The sequence below is a fragment of the Mycobacterium sp. IS-1590 genome (assembly GCF_001500025.1).
Lineage (GTDB): Bacteria > Actinomycetota > Actinomycetes > Mycobacteriales > Mycobacteriaceae > Mycobacterium.
On sequence record NZ_LQIW01000001.1, the window covers coordinates 1 to 18658 of the forward strand.

Below are 18658 nucleotides of genomic sequence, written 5' to 3' on the forward strand. Positions count from 1 at the left end.
TAGACAGCTCGCACTCCACTCGGAGGTCTTCGTTTTGTCACCTCACCACGCCGTCACCAACGTCCGTGGTCAGTACATCTAGCCGAGCAGCGCGTCGCACATCACCGGGAGGTCCCGCACCCGGATGCCGGTCGCGTGGTAGACGGCATTGACGACCGCCGCGGCGGAGCCGACGATCCCGATTTCACCCGCACCGCGCGAGCCCATCGGATTGGAGTGCTTGTCGACGTCGTCGAGCCACATCGCCTCGATGGCGGGGACGTCGGCGTGCGAGCTGATGTGATAGGTCGCCAGATCCCTGGTGACGACGTGGCCGAAGCGCGGGTCGCGGACGCTCTCCTCGTGCAGCGCCATCGACAGGCCCATCGTCATGCCGCCGATCAGCTGCGAGCGCAGCGTCGCCGGGTTGATCGCCCGTCCGATCGAAAACACTCCGAGCATCCGCGGCACCCGGATCTCGCCCGTATACCGGCTGACCCGGGCTTCGACGAAATGCGCACCGAAAGAATACATTCCGAAGTTGGCGACCTCTTCGTTCTCCGGCGCCTCAGCGGTGGTGGTGGCGCCGACCTCAGGGTGCTCACCGTGGTCGTGCCGGAACTGTTGTGCCGCAGCGACGATCGCGCGTCCCCAGGAGCTGATGCCCGACGAGCCACCCTCGACCGATGCGGCGGGCAGGTCGGTGTCGCCGATCTGCAGGTCGAGCGCGGACAGTTCGCAGCCGAGCGCATCGGCGGCGATCTGGCTCAGCGCCGTCCACGTGCCGGTTCCGATGTCGACGGCGCCGATCGCGACCGTGTAGCGACCCGGAGCGACGCATTCGATGCGGGCGCTGTTGCCCGGCTGGATCATCGCCGGATACACCGCGGACGCCACACCGGTGCCGACCAACCACTCACCCTCGCAGCGAGTTCCGGGCACCGGATCGCGGGAGGCCCAACCGAATCGCTCCGCACCGGTGTGCAGACACTCGACCAGGCGTCGGTCCGACCACGGATTGCCGGTCTCGGGGTCGACCTCGGGCTCGTTGCGGATCCGCAACTCGATCGGGTCGAGTCCGCACGCGGCGGCCAGTTCGTCCATCGCGACCTCGAGTGCGAACATGCCCGGGCACTCGCCGGGTGCGCGCATCCAGAAGGGGACGGGCACGTCCAGCGCGGCCAACCGGTGCGATGTCCTGCGATTCGCTCCGGCGTACATCATGCGGGTGGGGACCGCGGCCTGCTCTGCGAATTCCTTGACCGTGGCGGACTGAACGACCACGTCGTGGCTGATCGACGCCAGCCTGCCGTCGTGCTCGGCGCCGAGACGCAGGTGATGAATGGTGGGTGTGCGATACCCGACGAAGTCGAACATCTGCTGTCGGGTCACGGCGAACTTCACCGGTCGGCCCGGAACCCGTTGTGCGGCCATCACCGCGAGCACGTTGTGCGAGTGCGGGGCTCCCTTGGAGCCGAACCCACCGCCGACGTTCTTCGCGATGACGCGCACCTGCGCAGGGTCGAGCCCGAAGGCCGTCGCCAATTCCTTGCGAACCACGTGGACACCCTGGGTCGAATCCCACAGCGTCAGGGTGTCGTTGTCCCACAGCGCGATACACGCGTGTGGTTCCATCGGGTTGTTGTGCTCGTGCGGGGTGGTGTAGGTCTGGTCGACGACGATCGGCGCGTCGCGCAGCGCTGTCTCGGCGTCACCCTCGGCGGTGTCGGTCGGATAGCCCGCGTTGACCTGCTCGGGGGCGAACAGCTTCGGATGGTCGGCGCGCAATTCGACGTCGTGTGGGGAAGCGTCGTACTCGACATGTACCAGCGCCGCTGCATGACGGGCGGTTTCGGCGGTCTCGGCCACCACTGCGCCGATGAGCTGGCCGCGGTAATTCACCTGCGGGCCCTGCAAGATCGTGAGGTCGCCGTTGGAGGTGTCGGCCATCCGATTCTTGTCGAACGCGGTGAGCACGGCCAGAACTCCGTCGACCGCTTCGGCGCCGGAGGTGTCCATGGTCGTGATGCGGCCGTTGGCGATGGTGGCTTGGACTGGATGGAGGTAGGCGGCGTTCTCGACTGCGTACTCGTAGGCGTAGTGCGCGGTGCCGGTGACCTTGGCCGGCCCGTCGAGGCGGGTGACACGTGTGCCGATGACACGGGGTTCGAGGGTGGTCATCGTTGCTCGCTCAATTGGGTCAGGGTGGCGATGATGGTGCGGCGGGTCAGTTCGACCTTGATTTCGTTGCCCGGCAACGGCTGCGCCTCTTCGAGTTCGGCGTCCGCGGCCCGGCAGAAGGTGTCCTCGGTGGCCGGTGCGCCCGCAAGGACGTCTTCGGCGCGGCGGGCCCGCCAGGGCTTGTGTGCGACACCGCCGAGCGCGATGCGGGCGCTTGTGACGGCGCCATCGTCGACGACGAGTTCGGCGGCCACCGACGTCAACGCGAAGGCGTAGGAGGCACGGTCGCGCACTTTGCGGTACGTCGATCGAGCTCCGTTCGGTGGGGGAGGGATCTCGACCGCGGTGATGAGCGCTCCGGGCGGCAACTCGGTGTCGCGGTCGGGGCGGTCTCCGGGCAGTCGGTGAAACTCCGCCAGCGGTAGGCGGTGTTCGCCGTCGGCGTCCTGAAAGACCACGACGCCGTCGAGCGCGGCCATCGCGACCGCCATGTCCGAAGGGTGCACCGCCACACAGTGTTCGGAGGCGCCGAGAATCGCGTGATAGCGCACGTAGCCGCCGATCGCCGAGCATCCCGCGCCCGGCGTGCGCTTGTTGCACGGTGTGGTGACGTCCTGGAAGTACACGCATCGGGTGCGCTGCAACAGGTTTCCCGCGGTGGTCGCGAGGTTGCGCAGCTGGCCGGAGGCCGCGGACAGCAGCGCACGGGCGAGGACGGGATAGCGGCTGCGGACCACGGGGTGTGCGGCGAGGTCGCTGTTGCGCACGTCGGCGCCGACGCGCAGGGTGCCGTCCGGCAACTGGTCGACATCGGTGAGGGGTAGGTCGCCGACGTCGACGATCAGCGACGGCTCGAGGATGCCGAGCTTCATGTGGTCGACGAGGTTGGTGCCGCCGGCGAGGAACACGGCGTCGGGCCGCTCGGCGACGGCGGTGACCGCGTCGGCCACGCTGGTGGCGCGGTGGTAGTCGAACGGGATCATCGGGCGGCCTCGCTGATGGCGGCGACGATGTTCGGATACGCGGCGCAGCGGCAGAGGTTGCCGCTCATGCGTTCGCGGATCTCTTCGTCGGAGAGTTCGGGCGGCTGTTCGAGATCGTCGGTGACGTGGCTGGGCGCGCCGGACTTGACCTCGTCGAGCATGCCGACCGCCGAGCAGATCTGGCCGGGTGTGCAGTAGCCGCACTGGAAGCCGTCGTGGTCGAGAAACGCCTGGGCAACGGGATGCAGGGCGTCGCCGTCGCCGAGGCCGGCGGCGGTGACGATCTCGGCGCCGTCGTGAGCCACGGCGAACGCAAGGCAGGTGGTGACACGGCGACCGTCGAGCAGCACCGTGCACGTCCCGCACTGGCCGTGGTCGCAACCCTTCTTGGGTGCGGTGACGCCGAGATGTTCGCGGAGCAGGTCGAGCAGGGTGACGCGGTTGTCGACGCGCAGCTGGTGCTGTGTGCCGTCGACGGAGACGGTGATGTCGGTGGCGCGGGCTGGCTGCATCGTGTGCGCGTACCCGCGGTGGGGCGGGCGAAACGGGCCCCGGGACCGCTAGGGTTCGTGCGGCTCCCTGCCGCGGAGCTTGGCCAGTTCGTCGGCGAGGTGGTGATGCTGGTGGTGGCGCTTCGGCCTCGAGAAGTCCAAGCCCACATGCTCCGGGCCGTAGCTCATGGCGCCGTCCTTGACGGTGCCGACGACCATGTGCTCACACGGCAGGCGATACATCACGCCACCTTCGGCGTTCGTGACCCAGTGGATCTCTTTCTCGTCAACGCTCTCGCCGCATTCCGGGCATTCGACTGTAGTCATCGTGGTAGTCCTTCCGGTGTCTTCACGGCTGAGTCTCGTGTCCGGCGAGGATCCGAGACAGGGACGAAAGACCTTGGCTGGGCTGCCGAGAGTCACAATGGACGGTATGCCGGAGCAAATCTGGAACCTGGACCAGTCGGATGGTGAACTGGCGCTTCACACGGGCGTGCAGGGTCGCGCGGCAAAGATGGGTCACCGCCTGACCATCGCCGTGAACTCCTGGCATGCCGCGGTCGCATGGTCCGATGGCGAACCCTCCGAGGTGACGCTGACCGTCGACCTCGACAGTCTCGAGGTGCGCAGCGGCGAGGGCGGCGTGACGCCGCTGACCGGACCCGAGAAGGCGCTCGCGCGGTCGAATGCACTGAAAGTGCTGAATGCGAAGCGGTTTCCGCGCATCGAGTTCGAAACCACGGATATCGAGAAGACTCCCGATGTATACCGTCTCACCGGAACGCTGCAGATCAACGGCAAGACGCGCGACCAGGTCGTCGACGTGACCGTGCAGGAGGACGACGACGTGTGGCATATGTCATGCGAAACCACCGTGCGGCACTCTGACTTCGGTCTCAAGCCGTACTCCATGCTGATGGGCGCGATGAAGGTCGCCGACGCCGTGACCGTCGCATTCACAGCGAAGCGAAATAATCGGTAACCTGGCGCACTGAGGAAATCGCCTGTGCTGCTGCGACATCGGTGATGCCTGGCGATCCGCTGCGGGGAGCGGGTTACGTAGTACGGCGTTGCGGGAACACCACAGGTTGCTGCGCTGGTGTCGGAAAGAGAAAGGATGGCATGTGAGCTCCCCGAAGGGCGGTTCCCGTCTGGGCACGCGATTCGGGCCGTATGAGCTGAAGTCTCTGATCGGCGTCGGTGGCATGGGCGAGGTCTACCGCGCGTGGGACACCGCAAAGGAACGGACCGTCGCCATCAAGCTGCTACGTCCGGATATGGCGGCAGATCCCAACTTTCAGGAACGGTTCCGGCGTGAATCGCGTGTCGCCGCGCGCCTGCAGGAACCGCACGTCATCCCCGTTCACGACTTCGGCGACATCGACGGCGTGCTCTACATCGACATGCGCCTCGTCGAGGGGGCCAGTCTCAAGGATCTGGTGCGGACCAACGGTCCGTTGCCTGCGACGCGCGCGGTGTCGATCATCACGCAGGTCGCGTCCGCTCTGGACGCCGCGCATTCGAACGGGCTGGTGCACCGCGACATCAAGCCCGAGAACGTGCTGCTGACCCACGACGACTTCGTTTATCTCGTGGACTTCGGCATCGCCCACGGCGGCGGCGAAGCGAACGTCACCAAGACCGGCCTGGTGATCGGGTCGTGCGCCTACATGGCGCCCGAACGCATCAGCGGCGAACGCGGCGGCCCGGCCTCCGACATCTACTCGCTGACCTGCCTGCTCTACGAATGCCTGACCGGTCGCGCGCCGTACGACTCCGGCGACCTGCGCGAGATCATGGGCGCCCACCTGTTCTCGCCGCCGCCGCGGCCCAGCATCATGCGGCGCGGCGTCAGCCGGGCGTTCGACGAGGTGATCGAGCGCGGCATGGCGAAGAAGCCCACGGACAGGTTCACCACGGCCGGCGAACTCGCCAGGGCCGCGGCCGCCGCCAGCGAGAACGCAGCAGCGACGCCTCCAGTGCCGCCTCCGCCGCCACCGGCGCCTTCGACGCGCCAGTTCTCCGCCGTCGACCCCAACCCGGTGAGCGCCCCCTATCAACCGATGTACGCGCCGCTGCCGCCGCCACCGGCGAACCGCAAGCGTTTCGGTCCGGCGCAGGTCGGGCTGGTCGTGACGACGATCGTGCTGTTCACCGCGGCGGTGGTGCTGGCCATCGTCCTGGCGTTCAGCGACAACGGCGGCGGGTCGGCGCCGCAGACTCGATTGGCCGCGCCGCCGTCGACCACCACGCAGACGACGGTCCCGCCCACGACAACCACCACCGCACCGTCGACGACGACCACCACGACGACGCCCACCACCAGCGGGCCACCGATCGCCGGTGTGTCGGGCACCGACTCGCAGGGTTTCATCGGGCACACCACGCGCTGCGACTCCGGGAGCACGCCGGTCGCGGCGATCCGGACGGCGCAGTCGCTGGCGGTGATCTGCCAGACGGGTGCCGGCGCATACCAGTACCGCGGGGAGCGCCTGCGCGACGGGGCCAACGTGCAGCTCAACAACGCGCGACCGGTGGGCGGCGGGTTCGTCGCCACCAATCCGGCCGACGGCGCACGCTACGACGTGCAACCTGGCCTGCTGACCATCTCGAGCAACGGCAAGGTCGACTCGGCCGAACCGGCGCTGGAGTACGGCTCCGCAGCCCGCTGACCGGCGATTTGCACATTTAGGGACGCTCCCCGTTCGTTTTGGTACACAAATCGCTCGACGGGACTACGGTTCGGCCAGGGACACGTCGCAGATCGGGGACCTCATGGACAACCGCAAGTACGCCCGCGAAAGTGAACAGGCTCGCAGACAGGAAATCGAACAGGACGCCCGTCAACTGCGGGAGTTCGAGACCTTTTCCAAATTCTCCGACAGCGACCTGCGACGCCTGGTCGAAGCGGCGCATCGCACCTCCACGTCGGGTCCGTGGCCGCTGATCCAGGAGCAGACCCCCTCGGACGCCTGTTACATCCTGCTCAGCGGCGAGGTCGGGGTGTACGTCGGCCACGACCGCATCGCCGTGGTCGGCCCCGGCGAGGTGATCGGCGAATCGGTGCTGCGCCGCGGCGCGCTGCGCAACGCCACGGTGACCACGACGGGGCGCGCCGAGGTGCTGCACATCAACCGCGACGACCTGGCCCGGTTGATCGACGAGATGCCGGCGCTGCGCAAGGCGATGGACGAGACCGTCGCCCGCCATGCCCCGCAGGCCGCCGCCGAGCCGGGCTGACGGCGACCTAACGTCGCTCATGGTTTGACGCCGGTGTCAACCCGGGTACGCCGCATCAATGGAACGGCTCAGTGCGTTCGACGCGACGATGCTCTACAGCGAATCATCCAGTGTCCCACTGAATGTCTGTTCAATCGCCTGCCTTGACACGTCGACCATCCCCGGTGGCTACAGCTTCGAGCGGGTCCGCGACCATCTGGCCACACGGTTGAGGGCGCTGCCGGAATTGCGGGCAAAGCTCGCCAACAGTCAGCTCAATCTCGACCATCCGGTCTGGGTCGACGACGACGAGCTGGATCTGGAGTATCACCTGCACCGCATCGCGCTGCCCGCGCCGGGTGGGCGCAACGAACTGGTCAACGTCTGCTCGCGCATCGCGGCGGCGCCACTCGACCGCAGCAAGCCGCTGTGGGAGATGTGGGTGATCGAGGGCATCTCCGAAACCGACCCGTTCGACGCCGGGGACGTCGCGCTGATGATCAAGGTGCACCACGCCGCGGTGGACGGGGTGTCGGCGGCCAACCTGATCAGCAAGCTGTGCGATCTCGCACCCGACGGCCCGGACCCCGAACCCGTCGAGGGTTTCGGCAGCGCCAGACCGCTGGAAATCGCCGCCGGTGGCCTGCTGCGCGCGTTCACTCGCCCGTTGCAACTGACCAGAGCGGTGCCCGCGACCATGTCGACCATCGTCAGCTCCATCACCCGGGCGCGCAGCGGCAAGGCCATGGCTGCCCCGTTCTCGGCTCCCGCGACCGTGTTCAACGCTGAGATCACCTCTGACCGCACCATCGCGTTGGCGCAGTTGGAGCTCGATGACGTCAAGAAGGTGAAGAACGCGTACGACGTGACGGTCAACGACGTGGTGATGGCGCTGTGCTCGGGGGCCTTGCGCGAGTACCTGCTCAAGCGGGGTGAGCTGCCGGACAGGCCGCTGATCGCCGTGGTTCCGGCGTCGGTGCACGACAAGTCCGACCGGCCCGGCCGCAACCAGCTTTCGGGTTTCTTCAACAACCTGCAGACCCACATCGAGGATCCCGCGGAGCGGCTGCGCAGCATCGCCGAATCAAGCTCGCGCGCAAAGGCTCACAGCGCCGACATCGCTCCCACGCTGCTGTCGGACGTGACTCAGGCGCTGCCACCGGCATTGTTCGGTGTGGCGATGGAGGTGCTGTCCCACACCCCGCTGAAGCACGCCGCGATCCACAACGTCGTGATCTCGAATGTGCCGGGGCCCCAGGAGAAGTTGTACGCGATGGGCGCGGAGATGAAGGCGCTCTACCCGCTCGGCCCGATCTTCCACGGCTCCGGCTTGAACATCACGGTGATGTCGTTGACCGGCAAGCTCAACGTCGGCATCATCTCGTGCCGCAAACTGGTCAACGATCTCTGGGATCTGGCCGATCGCTTCGAGACCGCGTTGGACGAGCTACTGGCCGCTTGCTGAGCGGTTCGCGGGCTTGATCAACCACAGCGCCAGGATGATCGCGGCGATCGGGCCGACGGCCATGATCAGGCTCAGGGTGTGGATGGCGTCGACGGCGTTGTGCGGCGCCTGCTCCACCACCAACCGGGCCTGCTCCGGGTTGACCATCTGCGCCCCGTGACCGCCGTGCACGGTCAGCAGCGCCTCGCGGGTCTCGGCACGCGTGATGCCCGAGTGGGACAGGTCGTGCGCGCTGTCGGTGAGGAACAGGTTGATGCCGACGAGCGCGAAAAGCGCGGGCCCAAGGGAGTATCCGCCTTCGTTGACCGCACTCTTGACCGCCGACACGGCGCCGCCGAGATCGTCGGGTGCGCTGCTCATCATGATCGTGGCCTGCGGGGTGGTGACGAGGGCGCCGCCGATCACGATGAGCGCGGTGGTGACGAACACCGTGGTGCGCGTCGTGTCGAGGTCGAACAGCCGCATCGACAGCAGTCCGCCGAGCATGACCGTGAGCCCGGTGAGCATGACAGCGCGGGGGCTGAACCGGTTGGCGGCCGGCCCCGCGGAGGTGGCGGCGACGGCGGCCAGCGCAGTGGCGGGGATCAGCAGCAGGCCGAACAGTTCGTGTGACTCCTTGCGGACCGTGACGAGATAGAACGACAGCAACACCATCGACCCGCCGAGCACGATGTTGAACAGCACACCGGCGGCCACCGCCGCGTTGAACCGGCCCGACCGGAACACCCGCATGTCGAGCGCCGGGTCGGTCGTGCGCAACTCCTGCATGACGAAGGCGCATCCGGCGACCAGCCCGACCCCGATCGCGACCAGGCCCACGGTGTTGATCCCGGTTTCGATGCGCGAGACGCCGAAGATCAGCCCCAGCAGCGCGACGGCGAAAAACGCCATCCCGAGCACGTCGAGGCGACGCCCCGCGCGCAGGGTCTCGGGCACGAACCGCCACGTGACGAGCAGACCGAGCGCGCCGATGACCGGAACCGCGAAAAAGCAGGCCCGCCAACCGATCGCGTGACCGAGCATGCCGCTGATCGCGGGCATCGGGGTCGCGACGGCGTACCCGACGCCGAAGTAGGCGGCGATCGCCGCGGCGCGACGGCCCGGCGGGAACACCGCGTTGGTGATCGCGAGCGACAGACCGATCAGGAACGCCAGCGTCACGCCGGTGCCTGCGCGGGCGAGGATCATCACCGCCGGTGCGGGCGCGGCGGCGGCCAGCACGCTGAACGCGATGGCACCGGCCAGCCCGAGCAGATACATCCGCCGCATGCCGTACAGGTCGCCCAGCGCGCCGGCGCTCAGGACGGCGGCCGCGAGGGTCAAGGTGGCCAGGCTGGCGACGAATGTCGCGGTGGATCCGGTGATGCCGACGCCGGCCGAGACGAGCTGCAGGTTCGCCGAGAAGGTGGTCGGGTCGCCGATCGCGATGGCATAGCCCAGGCCCATCGCGATCACCGTCATGACAGCGGCCAACCCCGACACCTGACGCTGCTCGGCGTCGACGCGAGTACCGTCCGGCACGCGCGGGATGTTACCGGCGCAGCAGCGCCACCATCACCTCTTTCGAGGGGACCGTCGCGGCGGTCAGCGCGATGGTGTGCCGCCCGACGGGTACGTGAACCACCGGACCGGTCGGCACGCCGTCGAGCAACACCGCGATATCAGGGGGCAGCGCGGCCAGTTCGATCCGTGTGATCGTGTCTGTCGAGACGTCGACGGTCGACGTGTCCACAGCCGCCAGCCCGGCCCTGGCCACGTCGACGGTGAGGGCCGCGACGCCGGTGAGCTTCAGTGTCAGGAACGGTATGGGCTCGACGGCGGGGCCTGTGCGCCAGAGCAGTTCGGTGTACAGGCCGGGGGACAGGTCGAGGTCGGGTTCCACGCCGCGGCGGCGCCGGATGGTGCGCGTGGGGTCCGGGCGCGCATACGAGCGGGCGTCGACCGACGCGACAGCGCCACGCTTGCCGGCCAGGGCGGGATCGGCCGTGAGATTCGAGATCCACCAAACATGTTGTGGGCCAAGACCGAGGTCCGGTCGCACCAGCTCCGGATACCACGAATAGGTGATGTGACCGGGGTCGCGTTGTCGGACTCCGGTACCCATGTGCGCGATCGGATCGTCGAACTCGTCGTCAAGCATCCACGTGACGTGGTCCTCGAAGGGGTAGACGCTGAATCGGTAGCGGTAGCCCAGCCGGTCGAGTTCGAGCACCTGTGACAGCACCGAAGTGATCGGGACGAGCTGGTCGAGCACACCGTGGGCGATGACGAACGGAAGCCATCGAGCGTTGGGCAGCAGCTCCCAGGTGTCGCCCGCGCGGGCGCAGTGGGAGTCCGGGTCGAGGTTTCCGGGGACGTCGACGTTGGGTAACAGTCGTACGCCGCACACCGGAGGCCCGGCCAGCACGACGGCTTGCGCGAACACCTCCGGGTAGGTCAGTCCTAGCTTGTACGCCGCGTAGCCCCCCATGGAGTAGCCGGACACCACCGTTCGGTCGGGATCGGTGCCGAGCTGTTCGGCCACCCGCGCCCACACCTCCCACACGTCGAGTTCGCCTTCGTCGAAGTACCAGCACGACGGTCCGCGGGCCAGCGGTGTCACCACCACCGATTCGCGATCCTCGCAGACCTGATGGAGCAGCCGCGGGTCGATCGCGGCGAACTGATTCTGGCCCAACGCAAGTGAGTGCAGTAGCAGCGTCAGCGGTAGCGTGCGGCCAGGCGTGTAGGTGGAGGGCAGGCACACCGAGTACGGCTGCACCCGACCCAAGAACTGGGGATCGGTACTGAAGATGTTCGTCTTCGCGACACCCTGGCCCAGCTCGATCGACGAGACGTACCACCGGGCGGACGTGCCGCGCACGATCGGCTCGTCCGTGGTGACGCGATCGGCGAGTCGGTCCCACGCGATTGGCACGGAGAACTCGGTGACGTCGCCGTCGCTGAGCGCGGCGGCTTGCGCCTGATCGGACCAGAAGTTCAGGTGCGCCTTCTCCTGCTGATGGGTGCGGAAGGCGATGTTGTAAACGTTCGGCTGGCCCGGCCGGGCGCCGCGGGTGGCGGGCACGTCGGCGAACGCGTCGCCCGTGTCGTCGGCCAACCCGGCGGCCAGGCGCACGGTCCAGGTGCCGTCGGGATCGACCAGACTCCGGGGCACCTTGGCGAAGAACGACCGGGACGCCATGTCGACGGCGTGTTCGACCGGTGTCGACGACTGCGTGGCGAGGTCGATCAGCCGCGCGCCCGTTGCGGAGATGAGCAGGGCGGTGTCGATGCCGGCAGAGGTGACACCGGCTTTCGCGGGCCACTTGTTCGTAGGCGCCGCAGCGCGATTGGTGTCAAAAGTGAACAACGCTATGGGGATTGACGGGTCGATCAGGGTGTTCCAGTCGACGCGCCACCACGTGTGGGTGTCGGTGAGGCCGATCGCGACGCGGAAGATGTCGGCACCGTTGCGCGCCGCGGGGCCGTCGGGGTAGACGTAGGTGCCGCGCGGGGGCACCAGCCCGCCGGTCGGGATGTCGACGAGCAAGCCGGTCGCACCGTGGTCGTCGTAGAGGAAGTCGGTCCAGAAGAACGCGCCGTCGGCGTAGCGGCCGGTGCCGCAGGTGCGGGGGAAATCTTCGCCGAATGGCCAGCCGCTGGGCGCGGGGAGTTTCGGCTCGGGCCGCAGCGCCGCCGACGGTACGCCTTCGGGCATGCCGTTGATCACGACGAGTTCGGAACGCGCAGCGACAGATTCGGCGGCGACCGCTTTGAGTACGTTGTCGGCCGCGCGCAGTCCGATGCGGAGGGGCAGCAGCGCCAAGTCGATGAGGGACATGGCCCCAACGTAGGAAACTCAGCCTCTCGAGGCCAGCAGTCGCGAAATCGGCAGCAGTATCAGCAGGCTGATGATCGCGACGACAACCACCATGACGACGACACTCGGATCGTTGAAGCTCTGGCCGCCCACGACGAGCGCAGCGGCGATGTTGCGCTGTGCCGTCCCCAATCCCAGGACGGGCCGCGTGTTCGCCGCCGGACCGCCGAGCGCCCACCCGAGGGCATAACCAAGTGCGATGAAGAGCAGGCCGGCCAGAATGGCACGGGTGCCGAACACGGTGAGCACCTTGCTGAAGTTGACCACCACCAGCAGCACGACCACCAGGATGAGGCTGAGGCTCGAGAGCCGGTCGAACAGCGGTTTGGCACGTGCGGCTGCGCCCGGACGCTTGGCGTTGACGAAAAGCGCGAAGGCCAGGGGGAGAAGCATCAGTACCACCAGCGAGCGGGCGATCTCCGCGGAATTGACCGACACACCAGGCAGCAGGATCGGCAGCACCAGCGGCAGGTAGCCCACCGTGATGACCATCAGCAGCACCATCAGGGCGACTGCGAACGCGAGATCGCCGCCTGCGATCTGGGTCAGCTTGGGCAGGAACGGCGCGCCTGCGGCGACACCCAAGAGAAGAAGGCCCACGCCCAGCGGTTCGTCAAGTGCCAGCAGGCGGACGAGCGCCACGGCAGCGGCCGGCATCAAGACGAAATTCACCAGTATCGACATCGACACCAAGCGCACGCTGCGCAGCGGAGCGGTGACTTGGGCCAGCTTGAGACCCAATCCCATCGCCACCATGCTCGACACCACGAAGACGAGCGTCGTGACGGGGACCGCCTTTTCCAGCACTTCTGTCAGCGTCGTGCGCGTACCTCTTTCGTGAGCCCGAACTTCTGCCCGATACAGCCGAGCGTTCTTGATCAGTCGACAGTGGTACCCGAAACAGGTATCAGCAGGGCGCTTTGATCTCGAAGGGCATCGTGCGGGTCTGGGCGGTGTTGCGCCCGTCGGCGCCGACGACGGTGCCCGAGATGGTGTAGGTATTGCCGTCTATGGTGGCCTCGGCCTTACCGTTGTCGCCGCCAGCGGAGCCGTTGATTTCGTTGACATTCTCGATGTTGACGGTCCGCACGACCGGCCTCTCACCGCCGAGCTCGAGGAACACCTGCGCGCTGCCCGTCGTCGCTTTCGCGTCGATCTGCATCGACCACTCGTGCTGGGTGCACTCGACGGACTGGGTGTCCACGCCGGTGCCGTCGATGACGATCCGGCCGGACCGGGCGGGCTCCTCGCTCGGTGTCGGGCCGACCAGGCCACACCCCGAGACGACGGCCACCGCCGCCAACACCGGTAAACAGTTCGACCGGAATCGCATCAGACACCTCCTGGCGTGGGGAGGTTACCTCGGCCGGGCGTCGCCGAGGGCGGTCATCGGCCGTTTTGCCGGAAATGGGCCGGGGTAATAAAGCCGGGTGTCAGGCAGTCCGGCGGGAGCATGAGCTTCAAGGGCGCGGTCAACGATGCCACCGGTAGTCGCGTGGTCCAGTTCTTCGCGCGTGCGGGATATCCGGTCAGCGGAACCTTGCATCTGCTCGTCGCCTATACGATCGTGCGGATCGCGCTGGGCCTCGGCGGCGAAGCCGACCAGTCCGGTGCGTTGGCGACCCTGGCCACCGAGGGCGGCGGGAGCTTCTCGCTGTGGATCGTCGCCGGTGGGCTCATCGCGCTGGCGATGTGGCGGTTCGCCGAAACGGTGTTGGGGCTGCATCCGGGTGAAAGCACCGAAGCGCATAAACGCGACTCGCCACTCATGAACCGGCTCAGGGCTTTTGGTCTGGCATTGGTGTACTGCGCGGTCGCCTTCACCGCGATCCAGTTCGCGCTGGGCGCCAGGACGAAGGGCAGCGAGCAGACCTCGGGCTTGAGCGCGAGGTTGATGCAATCCGACGGCGGCAAGGCGGTTCTGGTGCTCGCGGGGCTGTCGATCGCGGTGATCGGCGCCTACTTCGTCCACAAGGGCGCGTCGCGCAAGTTCCTCAAAGACCTCACCGTCCCGGGTGGCCGGCTGATCACGGTGCTGGGCATCTGCGGTCACGTCGCCGAAGGTTTGGTGCTGTTCGCGGCGGGCCTTTCGGTCGTCGTCGCGACCTACGTCAGCGATCCGGCCAAGTCGACGGGACTCGACGGGGCGGTCAAGGCGCTCGGACGCCCACACTACGGTGAGGCGATCTTGATCGTCGCGGCAACAGGTTTCGCGGCCTACGGGTTGTACAGCTTCGCGCTGGCGCGGTACTCCCGTATGTGAGGTTTCCGCTGATGGCCGCCGAGGGTAACCGTGCCGCAGATCGACTTCGAGGAGGAACGGTGAGCGCAGCGGACAAGGCGAGGAACAAGATGGACAACCTCGCGGGCAAGGCGAAAGAAGCGGTCGGCAACCTGACCGGCGACCCGCTCACCCGCGACCAGGGCCGCAGCGATCAGGCGAAAGCCAACCTCAGGGATGCCGGCGAAAAGATCAAGGACGCCTTCAAGAAGTAGCCTCCCGGCTCAGTCGTAGATGACGGCCAGCCCCCGGCGCCGCAGGTCTTCCAAGCCGTCGAGCATGGCCTGAATCTGCTCGGGTGGATGGCCCACCCAGTCGGTGATCTCGCCGACGATTCTGACCGGCTCGCGGGTGCGGTACGAGCGCGTCGGATTGCCGGGAAACTTCTTGTCGGTGACGTTCGGGTCGTCCTCCACGGCGCCCAGTGGTTCGACGATGTAGACGCGGCCGCGTCCCTCACCTGGCGCCAGCTCGGCTCCCCAGGTGGCGGCGTCCAGCGTCTGCGTCACATAGACGTGGTTGGAGATGCGCCCATCCTCGAAATTCGACGGGCGCCCCGGCACCAGCAGGTCACCCACGGAGAGGTCGGCCTTCGTGCCGTGAAGGTAGGCACCAGACTCGTGGACTTCGAACGGTTTTGGCGGGTTCGACACGCTGCTCCTTCGTCCGTCGTGTGCATGGTCGGACGATTGTGCAGCACATCAGGGGCCTTGCCGCAAGCCCCACCCCCTGACGTAAAGTGAGAGCGGGAAGACAATCGCCGGGTCTACTGCCTTCTGGTGTCCCCGAAAATCCCTTTCGCCGAGTCGGCGTCTTCGATCAGGCGCTCTGGATCCTCGAGTGATGGGCTTCGTGGGTCGGGATAGGTCTCGTGACGGTAGGGCCGGTCGGAATTCAGTTCCCAGGGAAAGGGCATGCGCTCTCCAGTGCGTCGGGCAATAGCGCAAGACGCTACGCAACATCGCCCGGAGCCGGGTAACTATTCGGTACGGGGTGCATTGCGAATGAGGAACTTGAATTCTTTTCGCGCGGAACTTATTCGGGCTTCTCGAAGTGCTGGTAGTCCTTCGGGTTCTGCCAATCGCCGCCCCACGTCCAGCCGCGGTCGGTGAAGATCCGCACCGCGGGATCGCCGTCGTGCAGTAGGCCCGGGTCGATGCGAGTGCGGTCGAGATACGGTGCGGCGTTGGCGGGCTGAAGATCACCTGCGTCGTCGATGTAGGGGTTGATGAGGGGATTGATGTCGATGGCCCGGCCGTAGGCGTGGTGGGACCAGCTGCCGGATCCGGGAATGTCGCGGCAGTTGAACGCCGACGTGTTGTTGTCGCGCATGGACAGTTCGTCCTCGGCGCCCGGGTAATGGTCGGGCGTCTGCATCTTCTCGATGGGATAGCGCGCTTCGCGGAGCTCTTCGAAGATCTCGATGACCTCTGGTACCAAGACTTCGTTTACCACCAGTTCTCCGCGGTGTGTCTGGAGATCCATTCCGAGGTAGTCGATCTCGACCCGCCGCAGTCGCTCGGGCGCCAGAGGGCAACCGGGACGCCAACTTTCACCGAGCTCGGCCGCGGTGACGGCGTGCACTGCGGCAGGGGCCGGCGTGGCGCTCGGCGGCGGAGGGGGCGCGGTCGTGGGCTGCTGTGCGGTGGTGGTGCTGGGCGGCGGGGTGGGCGCGGCCGGCGGCGGCGAGGACGTGCACTGCACGAGCAGCGCAGCTGCCGTGGCGATGGCGGCCAGCCTGGCGACCGCGACGAGACGACCGTAGTTGTGCACGGCCGGATCGTACTGTCTCCGGGTACGCGTGCTCAGCAGATCGCGACGCTGTCCGCGCCGGGATCGAAGCGGCGCCCGGTGCTATGCCGCGGGCGTGGGCGGAAACGCCGCATTGTCCTCGAGGGCGCCGCGGTAGGCGTGTACCCGCCCGGGGATCGTGCTGAGCACCGCGACGGTATGCCCGCCGCGCCCGTACGCCGCGACGAACTCCCACTGGTCGAGGTCGCCCTCGATGATGTCGACCGCATCGTGATCGGTTGGCAGACCCAGCATCTGAAGTTTCACGTCGTACTGGTCAGACCAGAAGTAGGGAATCTCGTCATAGCTCTCGGCGTGCTGCGGACCGGCCAACAGCGTCTGCGCCGCCGCCTCGCCCTGGCGGTTGGCGACGTCCCAGTGCTCGATCCGCAGATGGCGTTCGTAGCGCGGATGCCACCACCGCGCCACGTCACCTGCCGCCACGACGCCGCGAACGCCCTCGGCGGTGCCCGTTGCGTCGCAGAGCACGCCGTCGTCGATGCGCACTCCGGAGCCTTTGAGCCAGTCGGTCGCGGGCGTGACGCCCAGCCCGATGACGACGAGGTCGGCCTTGACCCGGGAACCGTCGGTCAATCGAAGGGCCTTCACCTTGCGCCTGCCCACGAATTTCTCGACGCCGACTCCGAGTCGCAGGTCGACACCGTGGCGCCGGTGCAGCTCGGCCCAGTGCGGCGCCAGCTCTGCGCCGAGTGCGGACAGCAGCGGGTTCGAACTCCGTTGAATCAGTGTCACGTTCAACCCGAGCGCGCGGCAGGTGGCCGCCACCTCGACCCCGATGAAGCCGCCGCCGACCACCGCGACACGGGGGCGCGAGGCGAGCCGTTCCCGGATGGCGAGGCAGTCGTCGACCGTGCGCAGCATCATCACGCCGTCGGGCACCGGACCGCCCGGCCACTCGCGAGGAACGGCGCCGCTGGCGATCACCAGCCCGTCGTACCGCAGCGACAGTTCTCGATCCTCGTCTTGAACATGGACGGTGCACGACTTGTCGTCCAGCCCTACCGCCGAGGCGCCCCGCAGCACCCGGGCGTCGAGGTCGAACTGCGGCGCCATGTCGATGCCGGCCCGATGGATCTCGCCGGACAACAGTTTCTTCGACAGCGGGGGCCGGTGGTACGGGGGTTGACGCTCGTCGCCGACGATCGTCAACACACCGTCAAAGCCCTTCTGCCGCAGCGTCTCCGCCGCTCGCACGCCGGCGACCCCGGCCCCGATGACAACCGCGTCTCGCAGTCCCGCCGCCATGATCAGTCCTTCACCACGATCGCGCGGGTGGGACAGGAGACCTCAGCACCCTTCAACTGCTGGCGCAGCTCCTCGCCGGGCGCGTCCTGAAGCACGTGCAGACCGTCCTCGCGCACGTCGAACACTTCATGGCAGATGCTCATGCACACGCCGTTGCCGTCACAGGTGTCGAGATCGACGATGACCTTCATCGCACTCCAGCCCCTTCCCTCTCCGTCGCCGTGGTGGCCTGCCGGCTCGGTGACCCCGCACGTTCGCGCGCGGCCCGCGCTGCCGGCGAGTGCTCCAGGTAGTCGATGGCCATTTGTGTGTTGGCCTCATGGCTCGGGTGGTGGCTGGGCCGCATGTATCGCAGCGGCACCGTCACGAGGAAGTTCCACGGGCCCGGCAGCTTGTATTCGCGCGCGGCGCGCATCCAGTCCCGGAATCGCCACTTCTGGTCGATGGTCGGATCGTTGGCCATCAGGTAGCGCGCCCCGGCGATCCACCAGCCGACGAACAGCGGCGCGGTCATCAGCATCGCAAATGCGCGGATGAAGTAGCTGCCGCAGACGTGCTGGTACACGTCGAAGACCAGTGAGCGGTGCTCGACCTCCTCGGCGCCATGCCAACGGAGCAGATCGAGCATGACGGGATCGGTGCCCGCGTAGTCCAGCCCGCGGTTTTGCAGCACCCACTGGCCCAGCACCGCGGTGAAGTGTTCCAGCGCGGCCACATCGGCCAGCCGCCGGTAGAGCCACCACCGCTTCAGCGGCGGCGGGAAGAACTTCGGCGGGTCGCCCAACGTCATCGACAAGGTCCTGCCGAGCCTGTCGGTGTAGGGCTTGGTGTCGATGCCCTGCTCGGCCAAGTGGTCCAACACCACCTGGTGTGCCCAAGCGTGCCAGGACTCCTGCTGGATGAAAGGTTTGATCGACGCCTCGAGTTCGGGATCGTCGACCAGAGACGACGCCTCCAGGACCGCCTTGATGAAGTGCCGTTCACCCTCGGGCAGGAGCAGATGCAGGACATTCATCATGTGCGTGGAGAACGGATCGCCGGGAACCCAGTGGATCGGCGTTTCCGACCAATCGAAGCGGACCATCCGACGGTACTTCGGATATCCGTCATGGTGCTGCGCGACTTCGGGCATCGGTACCT

19 protein-coding genes are annotated in these 18658 nt (G+C 67.2%); 6 read left to right on the forward strand and 13 right to left on the reverse strand.

Going from position 1 to position 18658, the window contains the following annotated elements; all coding sequences use genetic code 11:
• Positions 1 to 78 precede the first annotated feature (78 nt).
• From AU197_RS00005 to AU197_RS00020, 4 genes are read right to left on the reverse strand one after another with little or no spacing between them, the layout of a single operon-like run.
• On the reverse strand, positions 79 to 2160 hold the full coding sequence (locus AU197_RS00005; RefSeq protein WP_064400370.1) for a xanthine dehydrogenase family protein molybdopterin-binding subunit: 2082 nt from the start codon (positions 2158 to 2160) through the stop codon (positions 79 to 81).
• Positions 2157 to 3143, reverse strand: a complete 987-nt coding sequence (locus tag AU197_RS00010; RefSeq protein WP_064400371.1) for an FAD binding domain-containing protein — start codon at positions 3141 to 3143, stop codon at positions 2157 to 2159. The genes AU197_RS00005 and AU197_RS00010 overlap by 4 nt, the downstream gene beginning before the upstream one ends.
• Complete coding sequence (locus tag AU197_RS00015) at positions 3140 to 3655, reverse strand: 2Fe-2S iron-sulfur cluster-binding protein (RefSeq protein ID WP_064400372.1); 516 nt, start codon at positions 3653 to 3655, stop codon at positions 3140 to 3142. The genes AU197_RS00010 and AU197_RS00015 overlap by 4 nt, the downstream gene beginning before the upstream one ends.
• A gap of 48 nt (positions 3656 to 3703) precedes the next feature.
• Positions 3704 to 3961: a hypothetical protein gene (locus tag AU197_RS00020; RefSeq protein ID WP_064400373.1), complete on the reverse strand. Its 258-nt coding sequence runs from the start codon at positions 3959 to 3961 to the stop codon at positions 3704 to 3706.
• A gap of 106 nt (positions 3962 to 4067) precedes the next feature.
• Here AU197_RS00020 and AU197_RS00025 point away from each other — a divergent pair, with 106 nt between their 5' ends.
• From AU197_RS00025 to AU197_RS00040, 4 genes are all read left to right on the forward strand, one after another.
• The gene (locus AU197_RS00025) at positions 4068 to 4616 is read left to right on the forward strand and encodes a YceI family protein (RefSeq protein ID WP_064400802.1); all 549 of its coding nucleotides are present in this window, start codon (positions 4068 to 4070) and stop codon (positions 4614 to 4616) included.
• 142 nt (positions 4617 to 4758) lie between these two features.
• Positions 4759 to 6306 (forward strand): serine/threonine-protein kinase, encoded by a 1548-nt coding sequence (locus AU197_RS00030; RefSeq protein WP_064400374.1) that lies wholly within the window; start codon positions 4759 to 4761, stop codon positions 6304 to 6306.
• Between the two features lie 103 nt (positions 6307 to 6409).
• On the forward strand, positions 6410 to 6874 hold the full coding sequence (locus tag AU197_RS00035; RefSeq protein ID WP_064400375.1) for a cyclic nucleotide-binding domain-containing protein: 465 nt from the start codon (positions 6410 to 6412) through the stop codon (positions 6872 to 6874).
• Between the two features lie 58 nt (positions 6875 to 6932).
• Positions 6933 to 8318, forward strand: a complete 1386-nt coding sequence (locus AU197_RS00040) for a WS/DGAT/MGAT family O-acyltransferase (RefSeq protein ID WP_064400376.1) — start codon at positions 6933 to 6935, stop codon at positions 8316 to 8318.
• On the opposite strand, the gene AU197_RS00045 is transcribed toward AU197_RS00040, so the two are convergent.
• The 4 genes from AU197_RS00045 to AU197_RS00060 form a co-directional block, all read right to left on the reverse strand.
• Positions 8301 to 9839 (reverse strand): MFS transporter, encoded by a 1539-nt coding sequence (locus AU197_RS00045; RefSeq protein ID WP_231744780.1) that lies wholly within the window; start codon positions 9837 to 9839, stop codon positions 8301 to 8303. The two genes, AU197_RS00040 and AU197_RS00045, sit on opposite strands and share 18 nt — an antisense overlap.
• 10 nt (positions 9840 to 9849) lie before the next feature.
• Positions 9850 to 12141 (reverse strand): alpha/beta hydrolase-fold protein, encoded by a 2292-nt coding sequence (locus AU197_RS00050; RefSeq protein ID WP_064400377.1) that lies wholly within the window; start codon positions 12139 to 12141, stop codon positions 9850 to 9852.
• A gap of 18 nt (positions 12142 to 12159) precedes the next feature.
• The gene (locus AU197_RS00055; protein ID WP_286145511.1) at positions 12160 to 12987 is read right to left on the reverse strand and encodes a bile acid:sodium symporter family protein; all 828 of its coding nucleotides are present in this window, start codon (positions 12985 to 12987) and stop codon (positions 12160 to 12162) included.
• Positions 12988 to 13087: 100 nt separating this feature from the next.
• On the reverse strand, positions 13088 to 13513 hold the full coding sequence (locus AU197_RS00060) for a lipoprotein LpqH (protein ID WP_064400379.1): 426 nt from the start codon (positions 13511 to 13513) through the stop codon (positions 13088 to 13090).
• Between the two features lie 120 nt (positions 13514 to 13633).
• Here AU197_RS00060 and AU197_RS00065 point away from each other — a divergent pair, with 120 nt between their 5' ends.
• Positions 13634 to 14443, forward strand: a complete 810-nt coding sequence (locus tag AU197_RS00065; RefSeq protein WP_064400380.1) for a DUF1206 domain-containing protein — start codon at positions 13634 to 13636, stop codon at positions 14441 to 14443.
• Positions 14444 to 14502: 59 nt separating this feature from the next.
• Positions 14503 to 14676: a CsbD family protein gene (locus AU197_RS00070; protein WP_064400381.1), complete on the forward strand. Its 174-nt coding sequence runs from the start codon at positions 14503 to 14505 to the stop codon at positions 14674 to 14676.
• 9 nt (positions 14677 to 14685) lie between these two features.
• Here the strand turns inward: AU197_RS00070 and arr are convergent, their stop codons facing one another.
• The 5 genes from arr to AU197_RS00095 form a co-directional block, all read right to left on the reverse strand.
• Positions 14686 to 15114, reverse strand: a complete 429-nt coding sequence (gene arr / locus AU197_RS00075; RefSeq protein ID WP_064400382.1) for an NAD(+)--rifampin ADP-ribosyltransferase — start codon at positions 15112 to 15114, stop codon at positions 14686 to 14688.
• Positions 15115 to 15496: 382 nt separating this feature from the next.
• Positions 15497 to 16234, reverse strand: coding sequence for a M15 family metallopeptidase (locus AU197_RS00080; RefSeq protein WP_231744781.1), 738 nt, complete (start codon positions 16232 to 16234; stop codon positions 15497 to 15499).
• Between the two features lie 81 nt (positions 16235 to 16315).
• Entirely contained in the window at positions 16316 to 17518 is a 1203-nt protein-coding gene (locus AU197_RS00085) for an NAD(P)/FAD-dependent oxidoreductase (RefSeq protein WP_064400384.1), read from the reverse strand.
• A 2-nt stretch (positions 17519 to 17520) separates the two neighbouring features.
• The gene (locus tag AU197_RS00090) at positions 17521 to 17709 is read right to left on the reverse strand and encodes a ferredoxin (protein WP_064400385.1); all 189 of its coding nucleotides are present in this window, start codon (positions 17707 to 17709) and stop codon (positions 17521 to 17523) included.
• The gene (locus tag AU197_RS00095; protein WP_064400386.1) at positions 17706 to 18650 is read right to left on the reverse strand and encodes a metal-dependent hydrolase; all 945 of its coding nucleotides are present in this window, start codon (positions 18648 to 18650) and stop codon (positions 17706 to 17708) included. Before AU197_RS00095 ends, AU197_RS00090 begins: the two co-directional genes overlap by 4 nt.
• Positions 18651 to 18658 lie beyond the last annotated feature (8 nt).

Coding starts and splice junctions, on each gene's coding strand:
- AU197_RS00095 (WP_064400386.1), bottom strand. CDS start 18,650: ATGCCCGAAGTCGCGCAGCACCATGACGGATATCCGAAGTACCGTCGG.
- AU197_RS00090 (WP_064400385.1), bottom strand. CDS start 17,709: ATGAAGGTCATCGTCGATCTCGACACCTGTGACGGCAACGGCGTGTGC.
- AU197_RS00085 (WP_064400384.1), bottom strand. CDS start 17,518: ATGGCGGCGGGACTGCGAGACGCGGTTGTCATCGGGGCCGGGGTCGCC.
- AU197_RS00040 (WP_064400376.1), top strand. CDS start 6,933: ATGGAACGGCTCAGTGCGTTCGACGCGACGATGCTCTACAGCGAATCA.
- AU197_RS00015 (WP_064400372.1), bottom strand. CDS start 3,655: ATGCAGCCAGCCCGCGCCACCGACATCACCGTCTCCGTCGACGGCACA.
- AU197_RS00025 (WP_064400802.1), top strand. CDS start 4,068: ATGCCGGAGCAAATCTGGAACCTGGACCAGTCGGATGGTGAACTGGCG.
- AU197_RS00010 (WP_064400371.1), bottom strand. CDS start 3,143: ATGATCCCGTTCGACTACCACCGCGCCACCAGCGTGGCCGACGCGGTC.
- AU197_RS00065 (WP_064400380.1), top strand. CDS start 13,634: ATGAGCTTCAAGGGCGCGGTCAACGATGCCACCGGTAGTCGCGTGGTC.
- AU197_RS00035 (WP_064400375.1), top strand. CDS start 6,410: ATGGACAACCGCAAGTACGCCCGCGAAAGTGAACAGGCTCGCAGACAG.
- AU197_RS00020 (WP_064400373.1), bottom strand. CDS start 3,961: ATGACTACAGTCGAATGCCCGGAATGCGGCGAGAGCGTTGACGAGAAA.
- AU197_RS00060 (WP_064400379.1), bottom strand. CDS start 13,513: ATGCGATTCCGGTCGAACTGTTTACCGGTGTTGGCGGCGGTGGCCGTC.
- AU197_RS00050 (WP_064400377.1), bottom strand. CDS start 12,141: ATGTCCCTCATCGACTTGGCGCTGCTGCCCCTCCGCATCGGACTGCGC.
- AU197_RS00005 (WP_064400370.1), bottom strand. CDS start 2,160: ATGACCACCCTCGAACCCCGTGTCATCGGCACACGTGTCACCCGCCTC.